We start from the raw sequence: 16,924 nt of genomic DNA on the forward strand, positions 1-16,924 counted from the left end.
ACAGCATTCATGCGAAACATTGATTTATCTCAGGCACCACTTGGCAAAAGCGCCACCTATCACTCCCATTACAAACGTGATTTGCTTTTCACGCTTCCGCGCAAAACCAAGCGTGAAGAAATTGGCATCGCCGGTACTTTGCCCTTTCAGGGCAATGACATCTGGAATGGCTTTGAATTATCCTGGCTCAATACTAAAGGCAAGCCTGTGGTTGCGATGGCTGAATTCATTATTCCATGCGAATCGCCGCGTCTGATTGAATCAAAGTCTTTCAAACTCTATTTGAATTCCTTTAACAATACGCAATTTGATTCTTATGCTACGGTAGAAAATCTTCTAGTGCGTGATCTTTCCGAAGCGGCGGGCGCGTCCATTACCGTTACACTGTTACCCCTTTCGCACGCTCCCGCTCTTCTACAGCGACAGTTTGAAGGCGTGTCCCTGGATGAGCAAGATATTATCTGCGACAGGTACACCCCTGAGCCCCGTTACTTAAAAACAGATAATGAAACAGTAACAGAGACGCTTTATTCAGACCTGCTAAAATCAAACTGCCTGGTCACAGGACAGCCTGACTGGGCTAGCCTGCAAATTACTTATACCGGCAAAAAAATAAATCATGCCGGCCTGCTGCAATATATTGTTTCCTTTCGCGACCATAATGAATTTCATGAACAATGCGTCGAGCGTATTTTTGTTGATATTTCAACTTATTGCAGGCCAGAACGTCTGCTGGTGTATGCGCGTTATACCCGGCGTGGCGGCCTTGATATCAACCCCTATCGGGCGAACTATCCTATTCATTTGAAAAATATAAGGTTATGCCGGCAATAAGCGATCTTTTTCAGCCATTTTGGCCATCTGCGCTATACTAAATAAAGCTAATCATTTTCCAGGTGGGGAAATTATGAAATGGAAGCAAGTTAATCCCAAACTGCTTTTAAATCTGTTTCTTATCGCGGTCATATTTGGCTTGTCGCCTGAAGCATTTAGCCAGATCCGTATTACTCCAGGAATCGAGGCTCAGCCAATAAATGTAACGCCCTCTCCTTCACCAAAAGGAACCAGCACGCTAAATACGCCACTTAGTCCTACGAATGTGACGGTTAAATATCCATCACAAACCATTCCGACTGCACCCGTATCGAGCGAGCAATACGGTCTGCTGCCATCCTGCCCGGGCGATCCAGCTCCGACGACCAGTATTAGTTACATAACTGGGTTTTCTTGGCCAGGTGGCTTTACTTCCGCTACGCGTCCTACTACGCCCAAATGCCCGGATATTAATAACCGCTGGCCTGAAGATGCACGGGGTGACCAGGGTTTCACTATTTTTACTGATGCTTATGGCACGGGGAGAATTGTATCAACGAGTATGTTTTTCTGCCCGGATATTTGCACTGTCACTCGTTCTGTCACCACCTCCGGCAACCAGATAACAAGCACGCAATCGCCTGTTTGCCCGGTGGGATATACCCAGGTGGGTCAATTTAATATGCAGCGTGAAATTATTTATAATCCCAGTGCTTCGCCTGTCACCAATATCACTAGCCAGGCAACCATTAATAATTATATTAGTTCCGGATGGACGTGTTCCGTGACAGGATCAACTGGAACAAGGCCACTTTGTGATGACGATAATCCAAACTTATCACTCGGGGTAAATACCTCGATTCCAACAAATGCTGGGACATTTATAGGACAATATTATTCTGTCTCGAGCGTAGGCTGCTATATAAATAGTTTTTGCAGTGGTATCACTATGGACTGTGATTTAGCAAGGCTTTTTACGGGGTTTCAGGATCCTTATAGAAATTATTATTACCGCTATCGGCTCATTGTCTGCAATCCGCCTGCATCCGGTTTATATTATACAGATCATCGAATATCTGCCTCGCTCATCTGTGCGCGTACAAAACCCGAATGGCATGACAGGAAATAATTACCCTTGTTCGCTAACGGGGATGACCCCGCCCTGATTTCACGTATAATAAGTGTTGTTTCATTTCATTAAAAATCAGGGTGTATAAAATTCATGTCATGGGATGTTAATAAAAAAACCACGCATTTTGGTTACCGTGAAGTGCCTGTTTCTGAAAAAGCCAATTTGGTAGGTGAGGTATTTCGTTCAGTTGCACCCAAATATGACCTGATGAATGATTTAATGTCACTGGGATTGCATCGATTATGGAAGCGCATGACCATCAGCGAAGCCAGCCTTCGGCCGGGTGATCGCGTGCTGGACGTTGCCTCAGGCACGGGTGATCTTGCAAAGGCGTTTGCCAAAATCGTCGGCAAGCGGGGCAAAGTCATCATGACTGACATCAATGAAGCCATGCTGAGCGTAGGACGTGACCGGCTGGCTGATCAAGGTATCATCGGCAATGTAGACTGCGTGCAGGCCGATGCGGAAAACCTGCCTTTCGCGGATAATTATTTCGATTGTGCGACCATTGCATTTGGCCTGCGGAATGTTACTAACAAACACGCAGCGCTCGCTTCACTCTATCGTGTCCTGAAGCCGGGCGGCAGATTGCTGATACTGGAATTTTCACATCCAACCCTGCCTTTGATAAATACCCTTTATGATCTTTATTCTTTTCATGTGATCCCCAAACTGGGTGAAATTATTACGAGAGATCGTGGGAGCTACCAATATCTGGTCGAGTCCATACGCATGCACCCAGATCAGGAAACACTCAAGGCCATGATGCTGGAAGCGGGCTTTGAAGACGTAGATTATCTCAATTTAAGTGGCGGCATTGTCGCCCTGCACAAAGGATTCAAGTACTAACATGCATCCCTTTTTTCTTTCCACATTTGCTCGTGCAATGAATGCCTGCCTCCGCATGGATCCGGAATCCAAGCTGCGTTTATCCCGACTACAGGGCAGGGTCATTACAATTGAATTGCTTCCATTTCACTATATTTTTCAGTGTCAATTTACGGAAGCAGGCGTCACATTGCACGCCAATGAGCCCTTTCCCGCTGAAGCCGCGCTTCGCGGTACGCCCCTCAATCTGCTTGGTGTGATGCTAGCCAAAGATCATCGGCATCGTTTTTTTGCTGAAGACCTAGTCATAACAGGCAACGCAGAATTGGGACAACAGGTGATCGAATTATTTGACGAATTGCAAATTGATTGGGAAGAGCAGCTTTCCCATTTAACAGGTGATGTTCCCGCCTATCATGTTGGTCGCTTCATACGCGGCATCAGTGAATGGCTGCGCCGTACGGAAAAAACAGTTGCGCAGGATGTCAATGAATTTGTACACGAAGAAACTGACTGGTTCCCTGCGCGCGAAGCCCTGCAGGATTTTTTCAACGACATTGATGGTTTGCGTATGGATGTAGACCGCATGGAAGCCCGCATTATCCAGTTGCAGGGCTTGATATCGCCGACCGCAGACTATGCAAATAAAAAAAATAGTGAAGATGAGGGATCTCAGTGAAATTTATTACACGTTTGTTTCGCCTGGCTCGCATCAACTTTATTCTGGCGCGTTATAACATTGATGAAATTGTACTGGGTTCACACTGGTTTTATCCCATGCGTTTTATCATGTATTTCAATCCCTTTTATTGGACAACGGGAAGAAAATTGCCACGCGGTGTGCGTATTCGCCGTGCACTCGAAGATTTGGGCCCTATCTTTGTCAAGATTGGGCAGATTATCTCGACGCGCCGTGATTTGTTACCCGACGATATTGCTATTGAGCTTGCCAAATTGCAAGACCGTGTTCCGCCTTTTTCAGGCGTCATCGCTAAAGCTACCATTGAGGAAGCATTAAATTGCCGCATTGAAGACGCTTTTTCTGAATTTGACATGAATGCGCTCGCTTCTGCTTCTATCGCGCAAGTACATGCAGCCCGCTTACTCAATGGCGAAGCCGTGGTGGTAAAAGTGTTGCGCCCGCAAATCAGAAAAATTATTGAGAACGACATTGATTTGCTCACTACTTTTGCGACCATGGCTGAGCGTTACCTCTCTCATGCACGTCCATTTAAACCTAGACAGATCGTCTCGGAAGTCGCGCAAACCCTGTATGATGAACTCGATCTCATGCGCGAAGGCGCCAATGCTTCGCAGTTGCGTCGCAATTTCGCTGCTTCTCCACTTTTATATGTACCCAAGATCCACTGGGAGTATTGCCGGTCCAATGTGCTGGTAATGGAACGCATCTATGGCATTCCTGTTCACGATGTGGAAAGACTTCGCCGCGCCGGTGTCAATATGACAAAGCTGGCGCAACGGGGCATTGAAATCTTTTTTACCCAAGTATTTCGCGACAGCTTCTTCCACGCCGATCTGCATCCTGGCAATATTTTTGTTTGCGATACTGATCCTGAAAATCCTACTTATATCGCTGTGGATTTTGGTATCGCCGGTTCACTCAGCCATAATGATCAACGCTATCTGGCCGAAAATATGATTGCTTTTTTTAAACGCGATTATCAGCGCGTTGCTGAACTGCATATCGCCTGTGGCTGGCTACCGCCGGATACGCGCATTGACCAGTTCGAAGGCGCTATTCGTGCTGTGTCAGAACCTATCTTTGAACAACCCCTGCGCGATGTTTCATTCGGTCAATTACTGTTACGGTTATTCCAGGTGGCACGGCGATTTAATATCAATATCCAGCCGCAATTAGTTTTGCTACAGAAAACATTATTGAGCATAGAAGGCTTGAGCAGAACGTTGGCGCCTGATCTTGATCTCTGGGGATCCGCCGCGCCACAAATCGAAAAATGGTTAAAAAAACAGGTTGGGGTAAAAGCATTTTTCAACCGTATTCGTGAAAACCTGCCACTTTGGTCTGAACAGTTGCCCGAGATGCCTTCCCTGATTTATGAAGTATTGAAAGAATCCAAACAACAGCAGGAACGCGTACGCTTTGCCCGTATGATTTCAAACGCCCAAATAGAAGCAACGGCTCATATGACGAAAACGAAAGTCGTTTATTTTCTTACGGGTGTAGGTGTATCACTTCTGGCGATGGGTGTGTTTTTTTATTTCGGATTTTAAGGACTGATGCCATCTGCGCAAAACGCATTACTATTTGGTAAATTTCCGCTCTCGGCGTCTAAACCCCGCTGACAAGCAGCGGGACGGCGGTGGTTTAATCATCCCAGCCGCTTGTATCGTGTAAGCGCCGTGACAATTTTGTCTTCGATAGCCTTGTAACGCCAGCCCAATCCTTTGCTACCATTTATCATAATAACAAAGGCAAGCGGTTCTTTGTCCCCGCTAACTGCATAACCTGCGAGGCTCACGACCCCTGAAATTGTACCCGTTTTTGCACGCACCTTTCGGGCAATATTACCCATGCGATGCTTTAAGGTGCCATCCACGCCCGCGATGGGCAGCGCAGAAACAAACTCATAACTGGTAGGATAGTGGTGGAAAGCAAAATCCAGTACTTGCATCATTTGCGAAGCGGAAGTGAGATTATCCGGCGAAAGACCGGAGCCATCAAGCACGCGCAAGCCGGCAATATTGACGCCCGCACGTTTGGAAAGAATCTGCGATACAGCAAAGCTTCCATTTTCCCAGCTGCCCGGTTGACGCGTATACAACTGACCCAGTTTCTTGAATAGCGCACCTGCAATGATATTGTCCGATTTTTTTAGCATATCATTGATCAGCAATCTTAAAGGCTTAGACGCGTGCGCACCCACCAGAGAAAGATTCTGCGGAGTAGATCCAAATGTCACACTGCCAAACACATTAATTCCCTGCCGACTCAGCAGATTCTTAAACAAAGCGCGATTATACTCTGGAATATCTGTAACCACATAACTGACACCCCAGGCATAGCGTCCTTTGGGCATGCACCCATCGATAGAAATCATGCTTCCCGGATCTTTGGATAACCGCACGGAACAGGAGCGGGAAGGATTTGCTCTGGTAACAACGGAGTTTTTGATCGGTGGATAAAAATATTTGGGCGAAGTGACAACCTGGGCAAGGCGACCTGTCACTTTGGAAGGCGCTACTTTAAATGAGATGCAATTATGGTTAATGATGCTTGCGCTGATAGGCGCAGCATAACAATAATTTTTATCTTCCCATACCCAGCCTGGACCATAAAAACTTTCATCATATGCCGTATTGTCTATATAAACGTTCCCTGCAATCGCCTGGATTTGCTGGGATTTGAGTGTCAGCATCAAGTCTACTAGGTCATAGTAGGTAAGCGTAGGATCTCCGCTTAACACAATATAGAGATTACCTTCCAATATGCCGTTTTTAACGGTTTTGGCATCGGTCAGCACACGAGTAGAAAATCGGTAATCGGGTCCCAGATAAAGCAGGGCCGCTTCCGCTGTCAGGATTTTTAGGGTACTTGCAGGTGTAAAAAATTCGTAGATGTTGCGTGCATAAAGCGAATCGCTGTTTTTCATTGATTTAACATAAACAGTAATATCTGCTTTAGAAATGCCCGAGTTAATAATATTATTCAGCTCATTTGACAACTGTGCCACCCCATAAATGGCAGGCACAGCAACATGGGCGCGGGAAATACGTTTTGTCTTTTGCTTGGACTTTGATTTTGACTTTGCAAATGCCATATCGCTTGAGCAAAACACGATTCCTATTAGCGATATTAAAAATATATAAAGTATTCTCATTGAATCTCCATCAGGGGCGCATGCTGCTTTTCTGTACAATCGCCAGGCCACACCTTACTAAAGTTATAAAATGATGTAAATATCATCTTCGCAATAAATCAGGCTCTTATGACCATCTTGTACAATCCTCGCTCCTGGAAGATGCCTTAGCTTATTTCCGCTATTATGCTATAATTCCAACTTGTTAGAGGAGCCCTTATTTATGATAAATATTAAAGAACTTCTCGGTCTTACCTATTATACGAGCGAACTGGATCAATTTCTTTCAGATTTTGATAAAAAGCACCCCAAGCTGTCCGCTTCACAGCGCAAGGAAAAAGATAAATACGATCGCATTTATCGGCTTCGGGACAAACCTATCCAGGATGGATTAGAGCATACTTTCTGGGATAAATTTTAATCCATCGTCTGAGGCAGATTATGCAGCGCTTTCTTAATCAGCTTATTCCATTCCTTTTACTGGGCATCGCCATTGTCGCCTTCGTATTAGGCATTATGTTACTTGCCTATTTGTTTCTGTTCGGCGCTATCGTGGGGTTAATTCTGTTTGTTATTGCCTGGATACGGCAAAAATTCTTCCCTGCCAAAACCGTGGCACGTACCAAAAAACGCACTTCTGGCCGCATTATCGACTCCGATGATTGGAAAAAGCTCTAACCGTTCTCCAAAGCTATTTAGCAAAAGAGCACGTTAAGCTATGATAATAGGATGATCGTTTCGTCTCACAGGGAACATCCATCATGGCGCTTACATGGAAAGAGCAGCTGCAAAACCGACTGATTCAGCAGTATGGAAATAAAAAAGGGTTGGCGCTTAGTAAAAAATACAGCCACGCTTTTTCAGCCGGTTACAGTGACGAATACACCGTAGACACAGCTGTCAGCGATATTGACTATCTCGAGCAGCTCTCTCCAGAAGACACTTTAAGAATCAGCTTCTATTACGCACCCGAAAAAGAATATCCCCTCCACTTGCGCCTTTTTCAATGGCAAAAACCGATACCCCTGTCAGATATTCTTCCCATGCTTGAAAATCTCGACTTGCGTACTTACAGCGAGCGTCCACATAAAATCATGGTCGGCAAGGATCAACCGATCTGGATCAGTGATTTTGCTGTTGTCTACACGCGATCGCAATTTGAAATTGATAAGGTCAAATTACTGTTTCAGGATGCGTTCTCACATGTTTATTTTGGCTTATCTGAAAATGACGGATTTAACAAGCTGGTATTGGGTGCTTCTCTCTCCTGGCGACAGATTATCATTTTACGCACTTATGCAAAATATCTGCGCCAAGTTGGTTTTCGTTTTAGCCAGTCTTATATCGAAAAAGCTTTGGTCAACAATGCCCCGGTGACCAAAGCCCTGGTTGAGCTTTTCGAAGCGCTGCACAATCCAGAGAAGCAGGCCAAAGCAAACACGCAGGCTGCACACCTGGAAAAGCAAATTCTGCAAGCGCTCGAATCCATCAGCAGCCTAGACGAAGATCGTATTATTCGGCGCATGCTCGACCTTGTCAAAGCAACCTTGCGCACTAATTATTTTCAACCGAATAAAGACGGCACACCCAAGCATTATCTCGCTTTAAAATTAAACTCCAAAACCATCCCCGAGTTGCCCTTGCCGGTTCCTTTGTATGAAATTTTTGTTTATTCGCCTCGCTTTGAAGGTATTCATCTGCGTTACACCAAAGTCGCCCGCGGCGGCATTCGCTGGTCGGATCGCCTCGAAGATTTTCGCACTGAAATATTGGGATTAATGAAAGCGCAGACGGTTAAAAATGCGATCATCGTCCCATCAGGGGCAAAAGGCGGATTCGTGTTAAAAGCGGTTCCTGTGCCGGCCACGCGAGAATCTCTTCAAACCGAAGTGATTGCCTGTTATAAATCATTCATTAGCGGTTTACTGGACCTGACGGACAATATCAAAGACTCAAAATTTATTCGTCCTAAAAATGTGGTTTGTTATGACGACACCGATCCTTATCTTGTTGTCGCAGCCGACAAAGGAACGGCTACTTTTTCTGATATCGCAAACAGCCTTTCAAACGCCTATGATTTTTGGCTGGGCGATGCTTTCGCATCGGGTGGCTCGACAGGATACGACCACAAAAAAATGGGCATTACTGCGCGCGGCGCATGGGAATCTGTAAAGCGGCATTTTCGCGAGCTGGATATCGACATTCACCGAACCGACATTACGGTTGTCGGTATTGGAGACATGAGCGGTGACGTGTTTGGCAACGGTATGATTTATTCCAAGCACATCAAACTGGTTGGCGCTTTTGATCACCGGCATATTTTTCTGGATCCGGATCCCAATCCGGAAATAGCTTATTATGAACGCGTGCGTCTTTTCAATTTACCAACGTCCTCATGGGAGGACTATAATGCAAAATTAATTTCAAAAGGCGGCGGCGTATTCAGACGCAGCGTCAAATCCATTACACTCACGCCACAGATCAAAAAAATATTAAACGTACAAGACAACGTGCTTACTCCCACTGACCTGATACGTGCGCTGTTAAAAGCGCCCATTGATTTATTATTTAATGGCGGCATTGGTACGTATGTCAAAGCCAGCACGGAATCAAACGCCGACGTGGGCGACCGTAACAATGATTACTGCCGTGTGAACGGCGGCGAACTGCAATGCAAGGTGGTGGGCGAAGGCGGCAATTTGGGATTCACTCAACTGGGTCGCGTTGAGTTTGCCTTAAAAGGCGGCCTGATCAACACTGATTTTATTGATAATTCGGCGGGCGTTGATTGTTCAGATCACGAAGTGAATTTAAAAATCCTCCTAGGACAGGATGTACAAAAAGGCAAGCTGACGCTTAAAAAGCGCAACACCTTACTCTCGTCTGTTACACAAGAAGTAGCTGACCTGGTATTGAACGATAATTATGAGCAGGCGCTGGTGATGAGCTTTTCCGCATTCCATGCCAAAAAAAATGTGGGCTTGCATACGAGTTATATAAAAGAACTGGAAAGCCTTGGCATTCTAAATAGGCAAGTCGAATTTTTGCCCGATGATAAAAAGCTTCTGGAACGCAAGGCTGCAGGGGAGGGACTGACCCGACCGGAATTAGCCATCTTGCTTGCTTATACCAAGATTCATGTCAAACACGAAATTTTGAAATCTTCCTTGCCGGAAAATCCTTATTTGTCTCAGATTGTTGAAACGGCTTTCCCGCCTTCCATCCGTAAAAAATACCAGCATGCAATGAATGATCACCGTCTGCGTCGAGACATTATTGCCACACAACTCAGTAATCGTGTAGTCAATGAAATGGGTTTTACTTTTGTGTATCGGTTGCAAGTCGAAACGGGCGCAACCGTTGACGAAATTATTCAGGCACAGGTCGTAGCCTCACAAATTTTTGGTGCGCCTGAATTGAGAAATCTCATCCAATCGTTGGATTTTAAAATCCCGATTAGCGATCAATATGAAATGCTTTTCAATATTCGCAACCTGATTAATCTTGCCGCCCGTTGGTTCCTGCACACCAATTATCTCAAAACGGATTTAAAAACGTTGATCGAGCATTTTTCAGAGCGCGTAAAAAAACTGGAAGGTTTAATTCCCGATCTCATGGGAGGCCTCACCAAGGAATACCTGAACACGCTTGTCGACCGCTTTCTAAAAAGCGGTCTTTCCAAGGAAATTGCCTTGCGCATCGCGACTTATAGGGCAATTTATACTGCATTAAACATTATTGACGTTTCAACACAAAACAAACTTGACCTGATGAAAACGGCCAAAGTTTATTTTGCAGCAGGCGAACGAATTAATCTGCTCTGGTTCCGGGATCAAATTGCGCATGATACACGCGAGGGGCACTGGAACACGCTGGCGCGCTTAACGCTACGAGATGAACTGGATTTTTCACAACGCGCGTTGACTGTCGCGATCATTGGCAAAAATAAAAAAGAAACTGATACGACAAAATTAATTGATAACTGGATGAGCCAAAATCAGCGGGCACTGGAACGCTGGGAAAAAGTATTATCCATGCTGCATGCAAGTACCAGCGTTGAATATACTATGTTCTTTATCGCAATCCGTGAATTAGTTGGCATGATTCTCACCAGTCAATGACGTAAGGACACTATGCAAAACCTATTAATTGCCGGCTTAGGCGGTTTTATTGGTACCATGATGCGTTATCTGCTTAATAACGCCATTTATAAAATACTTAACTATCCGCTTTATCCATATGGAACCATGACGATCAATATCACTGGTTGTTTTTTTATAGGCTTGATTGCTAGCCTGGCTGAATCACGCATTACCCTGACACCTGAAGTGCGCACATTTATTCAAATTGGCATACTGGGCGGGTTTACCACTTTTTCAACATTTGGTTATGAAACATTTACACTGATGCGTGACGGACAATTTATATTATGCGTCACGAATATTTTGACGCAGGTGCTGCTGGGTCTTGTTGGTGTATGGCTAGGATATCAGTTAGGACAATAGCGCTAAGGAAAATGGATTATGTTAACTGAAGACGGCTATTTATTACGGGTTTTTATAGGCGAATCTGATAAAAAGGACGGAATGCCGCTCTATGAATGGATTGTCAGGCGCGCAAAGAAGGAAGGCATCGCAGGCGCGACTGTTTTACGCGGTATCGAAGGTTACGGCGGCAGCAGCCAGATTCATACCGCTAAAATCTTGCAACTCTCGACCGATTTGCCCGTCATTATCGAGCTCATTGATACACTAGATAAAATAGATCGTTTTATGGCTGTCCTGGAAGAGGTCATCGAAGGCGGGCTGGTGACACAAGAGAAAGCAAAAATTCGCTTGTTCAGGAGCGCGCGATAACGCTTACGGTAGTTTTGAGTCAGGATCAATATGAAAAAATCGAAACGATCTTCAGAACTTCTCATGGAGATTGCACAAGACAAACCATTAGCGGGTGATTTGACTTATCAGCACTTTTTGCAAAGGCTTGGCGACCGTGCATTTGGTATTGTTTTATTATTTTTTGCTTTGCCAAGCGCATTACCTTCTTCATTTCTTCCTGGCATTTCTTTAATTTTTAGTCTACCTATCGCGATTTTTGCGCTGCAAATAATTTTTGCCAGGAAGACACTTTGGTTACCCAATGTGATTGGGAAGCGAAAAATTTCTCATGAAAAAATCTCGAAGATCATCCATGCAGCCGTACCTTATTTAGCGAAAATCGAGCGATTTCTAAAACCTCGATGGGATTTGATGATGATGCCTGTCATGGAAATCATCCATGGCATTGCTATTTTCTTTTTGGCCTTATTGTTAATACTGCCCATCCCATTTAGTAATTTTATTCTTGCAACGTTAGTTATTATTTTTAGCCTTGGTTTCGCTGAGAAAGACGGTGTCTTCATTGTGATAGGCTACATCGGTTCTATTCTTTATGTTTCTTTTATTTATTTATTAATTATTGCCACCATTAAAACGGTTTTATCAGGACATGGGGTTTAATACACGCAACCATTTTTCTTCTGTCATTATCGCATCCACCGTGACATCCCATGGGTCCGATGGCAAACGCTCCGCCTGCTGAACGGCATAACCCACGCCGACGATAAAAGGCTTGTCAGTAAGTTGGGTATGAATAAATGCAAAGGTACGATCATAATACCCGCCGCCTGTCCCTAAACGATGACCATGCACATCGAATGCAATTAGCGGTGTAATAACTATTTCCAGTCTTTCTGGAGTAATGATACCCGAGAGATTGTCAGGCTCGGGAATGCCATAACGATTAGGTCGCAGCGTGTCGCCAGGCTGATAGAGCGCGAAACGGAGTGGTGTTTCTTTTTCTTCAGCAAGCACAGGCAGGTAGCAATATTTTTGTGCTTGCCAGATAGACTCAATCAAAGGCATGGTTTCGAATTCATGATGAAACGCAAGATAACAGGCAATATGCTGGCTTTGTTTAAAAACTGCCTGACTGACGAAAATATTCGCTGCCGCAAGCGCAGCCTTGTCACGATAAGCTGGAGAAATGGCCTTGCGTACTTCGCGAAAGTGTTTTCGAAGTGTCGCCTTGGGATCGGTGCTCATATCCATGATAATCACTACAGGATAACGCAGCTTTGCTTATTCTGCAGTATAGATTAGTTCCGTTTGCATCGCTTTATTAATAGTCGTATCCAGCTTGTCCTGCAGTAGCGTAATACGTTGATTGATCTTGCTCATGAGGCTGGTTTTCTGTTGGTCTGATTGCAGAAATTGATAAGCAATATTGAGCGCTGTAATGATGGCAATGCGCTCCACATTAATCGCCTTGCCAGACTCCTTGACCTCCAGCATCTTCTGGTTAAGAAAAGCAGCGGCCTGCTGCAATGACTTCAATTCCGATTCCGGGCATCTAATCGGGTAGAGCTTGCCTAAAATATCAATGGTGGTGGTGATGATTTTATCCGTCATGGCAGATTCTCTATTTCCTTTAATTTGGATATCAACGTTTTGATCTGTGAGATGGCCTTTTGCTGCTTTCCCAGTAATAATTCTCGTTCACGGATGAGCGATGACTTTCCCTGATACAGGCTTTGATTCGATTGCTTTAACTGATCATGTTGAGCTATCAGTGCCTTGATCTGCTTTTCGAGACGTTTCAGTAACTCTTCCATGATTGATGGCCTTATCTCATAAAAAAACACGCAGAACTGAATATCATCATATTGATACAAAATAATTTATAAGCATCATATAATATACATGGCTAAATATAAAGTGTATAGAATGAACGTACCAGGACGCCTCTAACATCATGAAAAATCTTACTGAATTACCCGAATGGCAGGCGCTCTTCGCGCATCACCAGGAAGTCGCAAACCTGCATTTGCGCGCGCTGTTTGCCGAAGACAGGTCGCGTTTTGCCCGATTTTCTCTGGAATCCGGCGAGCTTTTTCTGGATTATTCACGCAATCGTATTTCATCCGAAACCATTAAATTGCTCACAGAACTCGCGGAGGCTGTTCAATTACGCCAGAAAATAGAAGCCCTGTTTAACGGACAACCGATCAATCATACTGAAAAACGGCCTGCGCTACACACAGCCTTGCGTGATAAAAGACACACGCCCATACAGGTTAATGGAGAAAATATCGCTTCCATTATTGCGCATATGCAACAGCAACTACATGATTTTGTTGATAATATTCATTCAAAGACCTGGAAGGGCGTGACGGGCAAACCCATCAAACATATCGTAAATCTGGGCATAGGCGGCTCCCATCATGGCCCTCAGATGGCAATTCATGCGCTAAAGGATTTTGCAGTAAGCGATCTGCAATTTCATTTTATTTCCAGCGTGGATAAGGCCCATCTAAATGATGTATTGGAACAAATTGATCCGGAAACATCGCTTTTTATCCTCTCATCTAAATCTTTTACAACCATCGAAACACTCACCAATGCACGCACTATCCTGGCCTGGCTTAGGGATAAATTCGGCGAAAATGTCCTCAAACACCACTTTGTGGCTGTGACAGCCGCACCAGAAAAAGCCATTGCCTTTGGCATTCCCAAAGAAAATATTTTCCCGCTATGGGACTGGGTAGGTGGACGTTATTCGATTTGGTCGGCCATTGGATTGCCCATCGCCCTGATGCTGGGCAACAAGCATTTCGAAGATTTCCTGGCAGGCGCCTATGAGATGGATCAACATTTCAGGCAGGCGGATTTTTCTAAAAATATGCCGGTTTTATTAGCCCTGTTGACCGTTTGGTACCTTAATTTTTTTGGTGCGCGTGCACAAGCCATCGTGCCTTATGCCCACCGCCTCCGATACCTTGTTCCCTATTTGCAGCAGGCGGAAATGGAAAGCAACGGTAAATGTATTCGCTCTGATAGCAGTCACATTCTTTATGCGACAGGACCTGTTATTTTTGGCGAAGAAGGCTGTAATGGTCAGCACACTTATCATCAGTTGCTGCATCAAGGGCAGCATCTGATTCCAGTCGATTTTATTCTGATTGGCAAAATGTCTCCGTCAGCAAACGATCACCATCATGAAACACTCATAGCAAGCGGCTTAAGTCAGGCCCAGGCGCTGATGCGTGGCAAAACATTTGATGAAGCTTACCAGGAACTAATCGCCCGGCATTGTTCGCCCGACGAAGCAAAACAGCTTGCGCATCACCAGATGATCCCAGGCAATAAACCGAGCAACGTGCTGGTGATGGAACAACTGACGCCTCGAAATCTGGGCGCGCTCCTTGCGCTTTATGAGCATAAAATTTTCGTCCAGGGTATCATCTGGGACATTAATCCCTTTGATCAATGGGGCGTGGAGTTGGGCAAACAGTTGTTACCGCAGATTATTCATCGCCTGAAGCATATGCATACAGAAGATGAAACAGATTGTGCAACAGAAGGCTTGATTCATCATTATAAAAAAATACAGGATAGATTATGAAAAAAGGATTTATTTTCTTGCTTGCCGCCTGCCTGATACTTTGTGCCTGCGGCCAATCAGGCAAGCTTTATTTACCTGATCCTAATGCGGTTTCCGAACAAGATCAGGGGCCGGATCAAAATCAGAATTAGGATTAACCATCATTTTAAAATGAATATAGCCATGCAGAAAAAAATCCATTTCGCCAAAATGCACGGTCTTGGCAATGACTTTGTTGTTATTAACGCAACCCATCAGGCTTTTGATTTAACTAGCCTGTCTATAGTTGGCCTCGCCGATCGGCATACGGGTATTGGGTTCGACCAGCTTCTGATTATTCAACCTTCTGATCGCGCGAATTACTTTTGCCGCATTTTTAATGCCGACGGCAGCGAAGCGGAGCAATGCGGTAACGGCTTGCGTTGTGTCGCGCGTTTTCTGCACGAAACTGGATTTTCCTCTTCTTCGCTTCAGTTAGAAACAAAAGCAGGTATTTTTCCCATTGCCATCAAAGATTATGATCATATCCGCGTCACCATGGGTGTTCCGCATATTCAAAATAATCTTGTTGAACTGCCGATAAAAAATACTACTCAGCCTCTGCACGCGAGTGTGCTGTCATTGGGCAATCCGCATGCCATCATCAAGGTTGAATCCGTTGATACTGTGCGCACTGACCAATTAGGTGCTGAAATCTCAACCCATGTTTTTTTTCCTCAAGGCGCCAATGTAGGATTCATGCAAATTGTTAATCAAAACCATATACGCCTGCGCACATTCGAAAGAGGTGTAGGCGAAACCCTGGCGTGCGGCAGCAATGCCTGTGCAGCTATTTGTGCAGGGATTGTAAATGGCTGGCTTGGTGATCAAGTTAAAGTAGAGTTTCGTCATGGGGATTTATGGATTGAATGGGACAGAGAAAAGCAACTGATTCACATGACCGGGCCTGCTGCTTATGTATTCTCTGGTGAGTTTTTATTGTAAAAAGCCGGTGTATGACACTTTACAATGCTGTCATCCTGGGCGAGCTGTCATCCTGAGCGAAGCGAAGGATCTCCTTTTGTACATCGAGGAGATCCTTCGCTTCGCTCAGGATGACAAAGTCATAACCACCTGATTCTTCTGAAGTTAAATAATGGGTACGAGCGAAATTTTCTTTCGCACATTATTTTTTTCCAAAATCACACCTGATCTATCGATGGAAACTACTTTCGAACCATCTGGAGGTAAGATGTCCCCAACAGTTACATTATAAAGGCTGCCTTGATAACCTAATACGGCGTTCCATTTGTAGCGCAACTGAGAAACTGAAATTACAGTATAGCTAATTTCTGGTTGCGAAGGTGCTGAAATAGTAGGCGGCATTTGTATGGGAGGCTGGGTGGGCTGAGCAGGCCGCGCCGTACCCGGCATCACCAAACCTCTCGCATAATCCGGCGTAATTTGAGGAGCAGGAGGCGCCAGGAGATCCACGATACCTTTCTGTGCTGTCACGGTCGCCAGTCTCGCGGTTGCAATAGCTTGATTGGTTTCAGCTAATTCCCGTTCTACTCTTAACATTTGAAGCTCATTTAATGCAGAAAGGTATTTAGTCTGCGTTTCCTGCTGGAGCTTTAACAATTCCATTTCACGTTGTGACATAGGCTGCTGTTTTTGCAATTGAGCAGGCAGCGGCTTTTGAGGTTGCGGCTGTGTCATTCCCGGTGCTGCGCCTGGCGCTGCACCTGTCATGGTTGTCGGCCGCGTCGCTGGTGCGGGGACAGGGGTAGTGGTCCCACCTCCGCCAAACAAGCCGGCGACCTGCCAAATAATAATAATCAGGATCAGGATAAAAACACCTGCTGTCACCTTTTGACGTGTCGTCATGTTTTTAAACTGTTGCATGATGTCT

Annotated in this window: 19 protein-coding genes; 14 read left to right on the forward strand and 5 right to left on the reverse strand. The window is 45.0% G+C overall.

Translation table 11 applies throughout. From position 1 onward, the window contains the following. Positions 1–9: 9 nt before the first annotated feature. From queF to ubiB, 5 genes are all read left to right on the forward strand, one after another. Positions 10–834 carry an NADPH-dependent 7-cyano-7-deazaguanine reductase QueF gene (queF, locus tag AQUSIP_RS09580; protein WP_114833808.1) on the forward strand — a complete coding sequence of 275 codons (825 nt, stop codon included), beginning with the start codon at positions 10–12 and terminating at the stop codon, positions 832–834. Positions 835–907: 73 nt separating this feature from the next. Further along, entirely contained in the window at positions 908–1,942 is a 1,035-nt protein-coding gene (locus AQUSIP_RS09585; protein WP_114833809.1) for a hypothetical protein, read from the forward strand. A 93-nt stretch (positions 1,943–2,035) separates the two neighbouring features. Then, complete coding sequence (gene ubiE, locus AQUSIP_RS09590; protein ID WP_114833810.1) at positions 2,036–2,794, forward strand: bifunctional demethylmenaquinone methyltransferase/2-methoxy-6-polyprenyl-1,4-benzoquinol methylase UbiE; 759 nt, start codon at positions 2,036–2,038, stop codon at positions 2,792–2,794. A 1-nt stretch (position 2,795) separates the two neighbouring features. Beyond that, positions 2,796–3,452: a ubiquinone biosynthesis accessory factor UbiJ gene (locus AQUSIP_RS09595; RefSeq protein ID WP_114833811.1), complete on the forward strand. Its 657-nt coding sequence runs from the start codon at positions 2,796–2,798 to the stop codon at positions 3,450–3,452. After that, positions 3,449–5,026, forward strand: a complete 1,578-nt coding sequence (gene ubiB, locus AQUSIP_RS09600) for a ubiquinone biosynthesis regulatory protein kinase UbiB (RefSeq protein ID WP_114833812.1) — start codon at positions 3,449–3,451, stop codon at positions 5,024–5,026. The genes AQUSIP_RS09595 and ubiB overlap by 4 nt, the downstream gene beginning before the upstream one ends. 98 nt (positions 5,027–5,124) lie before the next feature. Here the strand turns inward: ubiB and dacB are convergent, their stop codons facing one another. Beyond that, entirely contained in the window at positions 5,125–6,633 is a 1,509-nt protein-coding gene (dacB, locus tag AQUSIP_RS09605) for a D-alanyl-D-alanine carboxypeptidase/D-alanyl-D-alanine endopeptidase (RefSeq protein WP_114833813.1), read from the reverse strand. A gap of 202 nt (positions 6,634–6,835) precedes the next feature. On the opposite strand from dacB, the gene AQUSIP_RS09610 reads away from it, so the two are divergent. The 6 genes from AQUSIP_RS09610 (at position 6,836) to AQUSIP_RS09635 (ending at position 12,110) form a co-directional block, all read left to right on the forward strand. Continuing rightward, positions 6,836–7,033 carry a CBU_0585 family protein gene (locus AQUSIP_RS09610; RefSeq protein ID WP_114833814.1) on the forward strand — a complete coding sequence of 66 codons (198 nt, stop codon included), beginning with the start codon at positions 6,836–6,838 and terminating at the stop codon, positions 7,031–7,033. Between the two features lie 20 nt (positions 7,034–7,053). Then, on the forward strand, positions 7,054–7,290 hold the full coding sequence (locus tag AQUSIP_RS09615; RefSeq protein WP_114833815.1) for a hypothetical protein: 237 nt from the start codon (positions 7,054–7,056) through the stop codon (positions 7,288–7,290). An 83-nt stretch (positions 7,291–7,373) separates the two neighbouring features. Continuing rightward, positions 7,374–10,733 (forward strand): NAD-glutamate dehydrogenase, encoded by a 3,360-nt coding sequence (locus tag AQUSIP_RS09620; protein WP_114833816.1) that lies wholly within the window; start codon positions 7,374–7,376, stop codon positions 10,731–10,733. Between the two features lie 12 nt (positions 10,734–10,745). Then, complete coding sequence (gene crcB, locus AQUSIP_RS09625) at positions 10,746–11,117, forward strand: fluoride efflux transporter CrcB (RefSeq protein ID WP_114833817.1); 372 nt, start codon at positions 10,746–10,748, stop codon at positions 11,115–11,117. 18 nt (positions 11,118–11,135) lie between these two features. Further along, positions 11,136–11,468 carry a DUF190 domain-containing protein gene (locus tag AQUSIP_RS09630; protein ID WP_114833818.1) on the forward strand — a complete coding sequence of 111 codons (333 nt, stop codon included), beginning with the start codon at positions 11,136–11,138 and terminating at the stop codon, positions 11,466–11,468. A 30-nt stretch (positions 11,469–11,498) separates the two neighbouring features. Further along, entirely contained in the window at positions 11,499–12,110 is a 612-nt protein-coding gene (locus AQUSIP_RS09635) for an exopolysaccharide biosynthesis protein (protein ID WP_114833819.1), read from the forward strand. Here AQUSIP_RS09635 and AQUSIP_RS09640 read toward each other — a convergent pair. Genes AQUSIP_RS09640 through AQUSIP_RS09650 form a run of 3 tightly spaced genes read right to left on the reverse strand, consistent with a single transcriptional unit; the run spans position 12,093 to position 13,264 of the window. Further along, positions 12,093–12,701 carry a 5-formyltetrahydrofolate cyclo-ligase gene (locus AQUSIP_RS09640; protein ID WP_114833820.1) on the reverse strand — a complete coding sequence of 203 codons (609 nt, stop codon included), beginning with the start codon at positions 12,699–12,701 and terminating at the stop codon, positions 12,093–12,095. The two genes, AQUSIP_RS09635 and AQUSIP_RS09640, sit on opposite strands and share 18 nt — an antisense overlap. A gap of 30 nt (positions 12,702–12,731) precedes the next feature. Beyond that, on the reverse strand, positions 12,732–13,061 hold the full coding sequence (locus AQUSIP_RS09645; RefSeq protein ID WP_114833821.1) for a cell division protein ZapA: 330 nt from the start codon (positions 13,059–13,061) through the stop codon (positions 12,732–12,734). Further along, positions 13,058–13,264, reverse strand: a complete 207-nt coding sequence (locus tag AQUSIP_RS09650; protein WP_114833822.1) for a hypothetical protein — start codon at positions 13,262–13,264, stop codon at positions 13,058–13,060. The genes AQUSIP_RS09645 and AQUSIP_RS09650 overlap by 4 nt, the downstream gene beginning before the upstream one ends. Positions 13,265–13,404: 140 nt before the next feature. Here AQUSIP_RS09650 and pgi point away from each other — a divergent pair, with 140 nt between their 5' ends. Genes pgi through dapF form a run of 3 tightly spaced genes read left to right on the forward strand, consistent with a single transcriptional unit; the run spans position 13,405 to position 16,017 of the window. Next, positions 13,405–15,054, forward strand: a complete 1,650-nt coding sequence (pgi, locus tag AQUSIP_RS09655; RefSeq protein ID WP_114833823.1) for a glucose-6-phosphate isomerase — start codon at positions 13,405–13,407, stop codon at positions 15,052–15,054. Next, entirely contained in the window at positions 15,051–15,185 is a 135-nt protein-coding gene (gene lptM, locus AQUSIP_RS12490) for an LPS translocon maturation chaperone LptM (protein ID WP_114833824.1), read from the forward strand. The genes pgi and lptM overlap by 4 nt, the downstream gene beginning before the upstream one ends. A gap of 31 nt (positions 15,186–15,216) precedes the next feature. Then, positions 15,217–16,017 (forward strand): diaminopimelate epimerase, encoded by an 801-nt coding sequence (gene dapF / locus AQUSIP_RS09665; protein WP_170131750.1) that lies wholly within the window; start codon positions 15,217–15,219, stop codon positions 16,015–16,017. Between the two features lie 144 nt (positions 16,018–16,161). Here the strand turns inward: dapF and AQUSIP_RS09670 are convergent, their stop codons facing one another. Then, on the reverse strand, positions 16,162–16,917 hold the full coding sequence (locus tag AQUSIP_RS09670) for a hypothetical protein (RefSeq protein WP_147277463.1): 756 nt from the start codon (positions 16,915–16,917) through the stop codon (positions 16,162–16,164). Positions 16,918–16,924: the final 7 nt, after the last annotated feature.

This window comes from Aquicella lusitana, from assembly GCF_902459475.1.
GTDB classification, from domain to species: domain Bacteria; phylum Pseudomonadota; class Gammaproteobacteria; order DSM-16500; family DSM-16500; genus Aquicella; species Aquicella lusitana.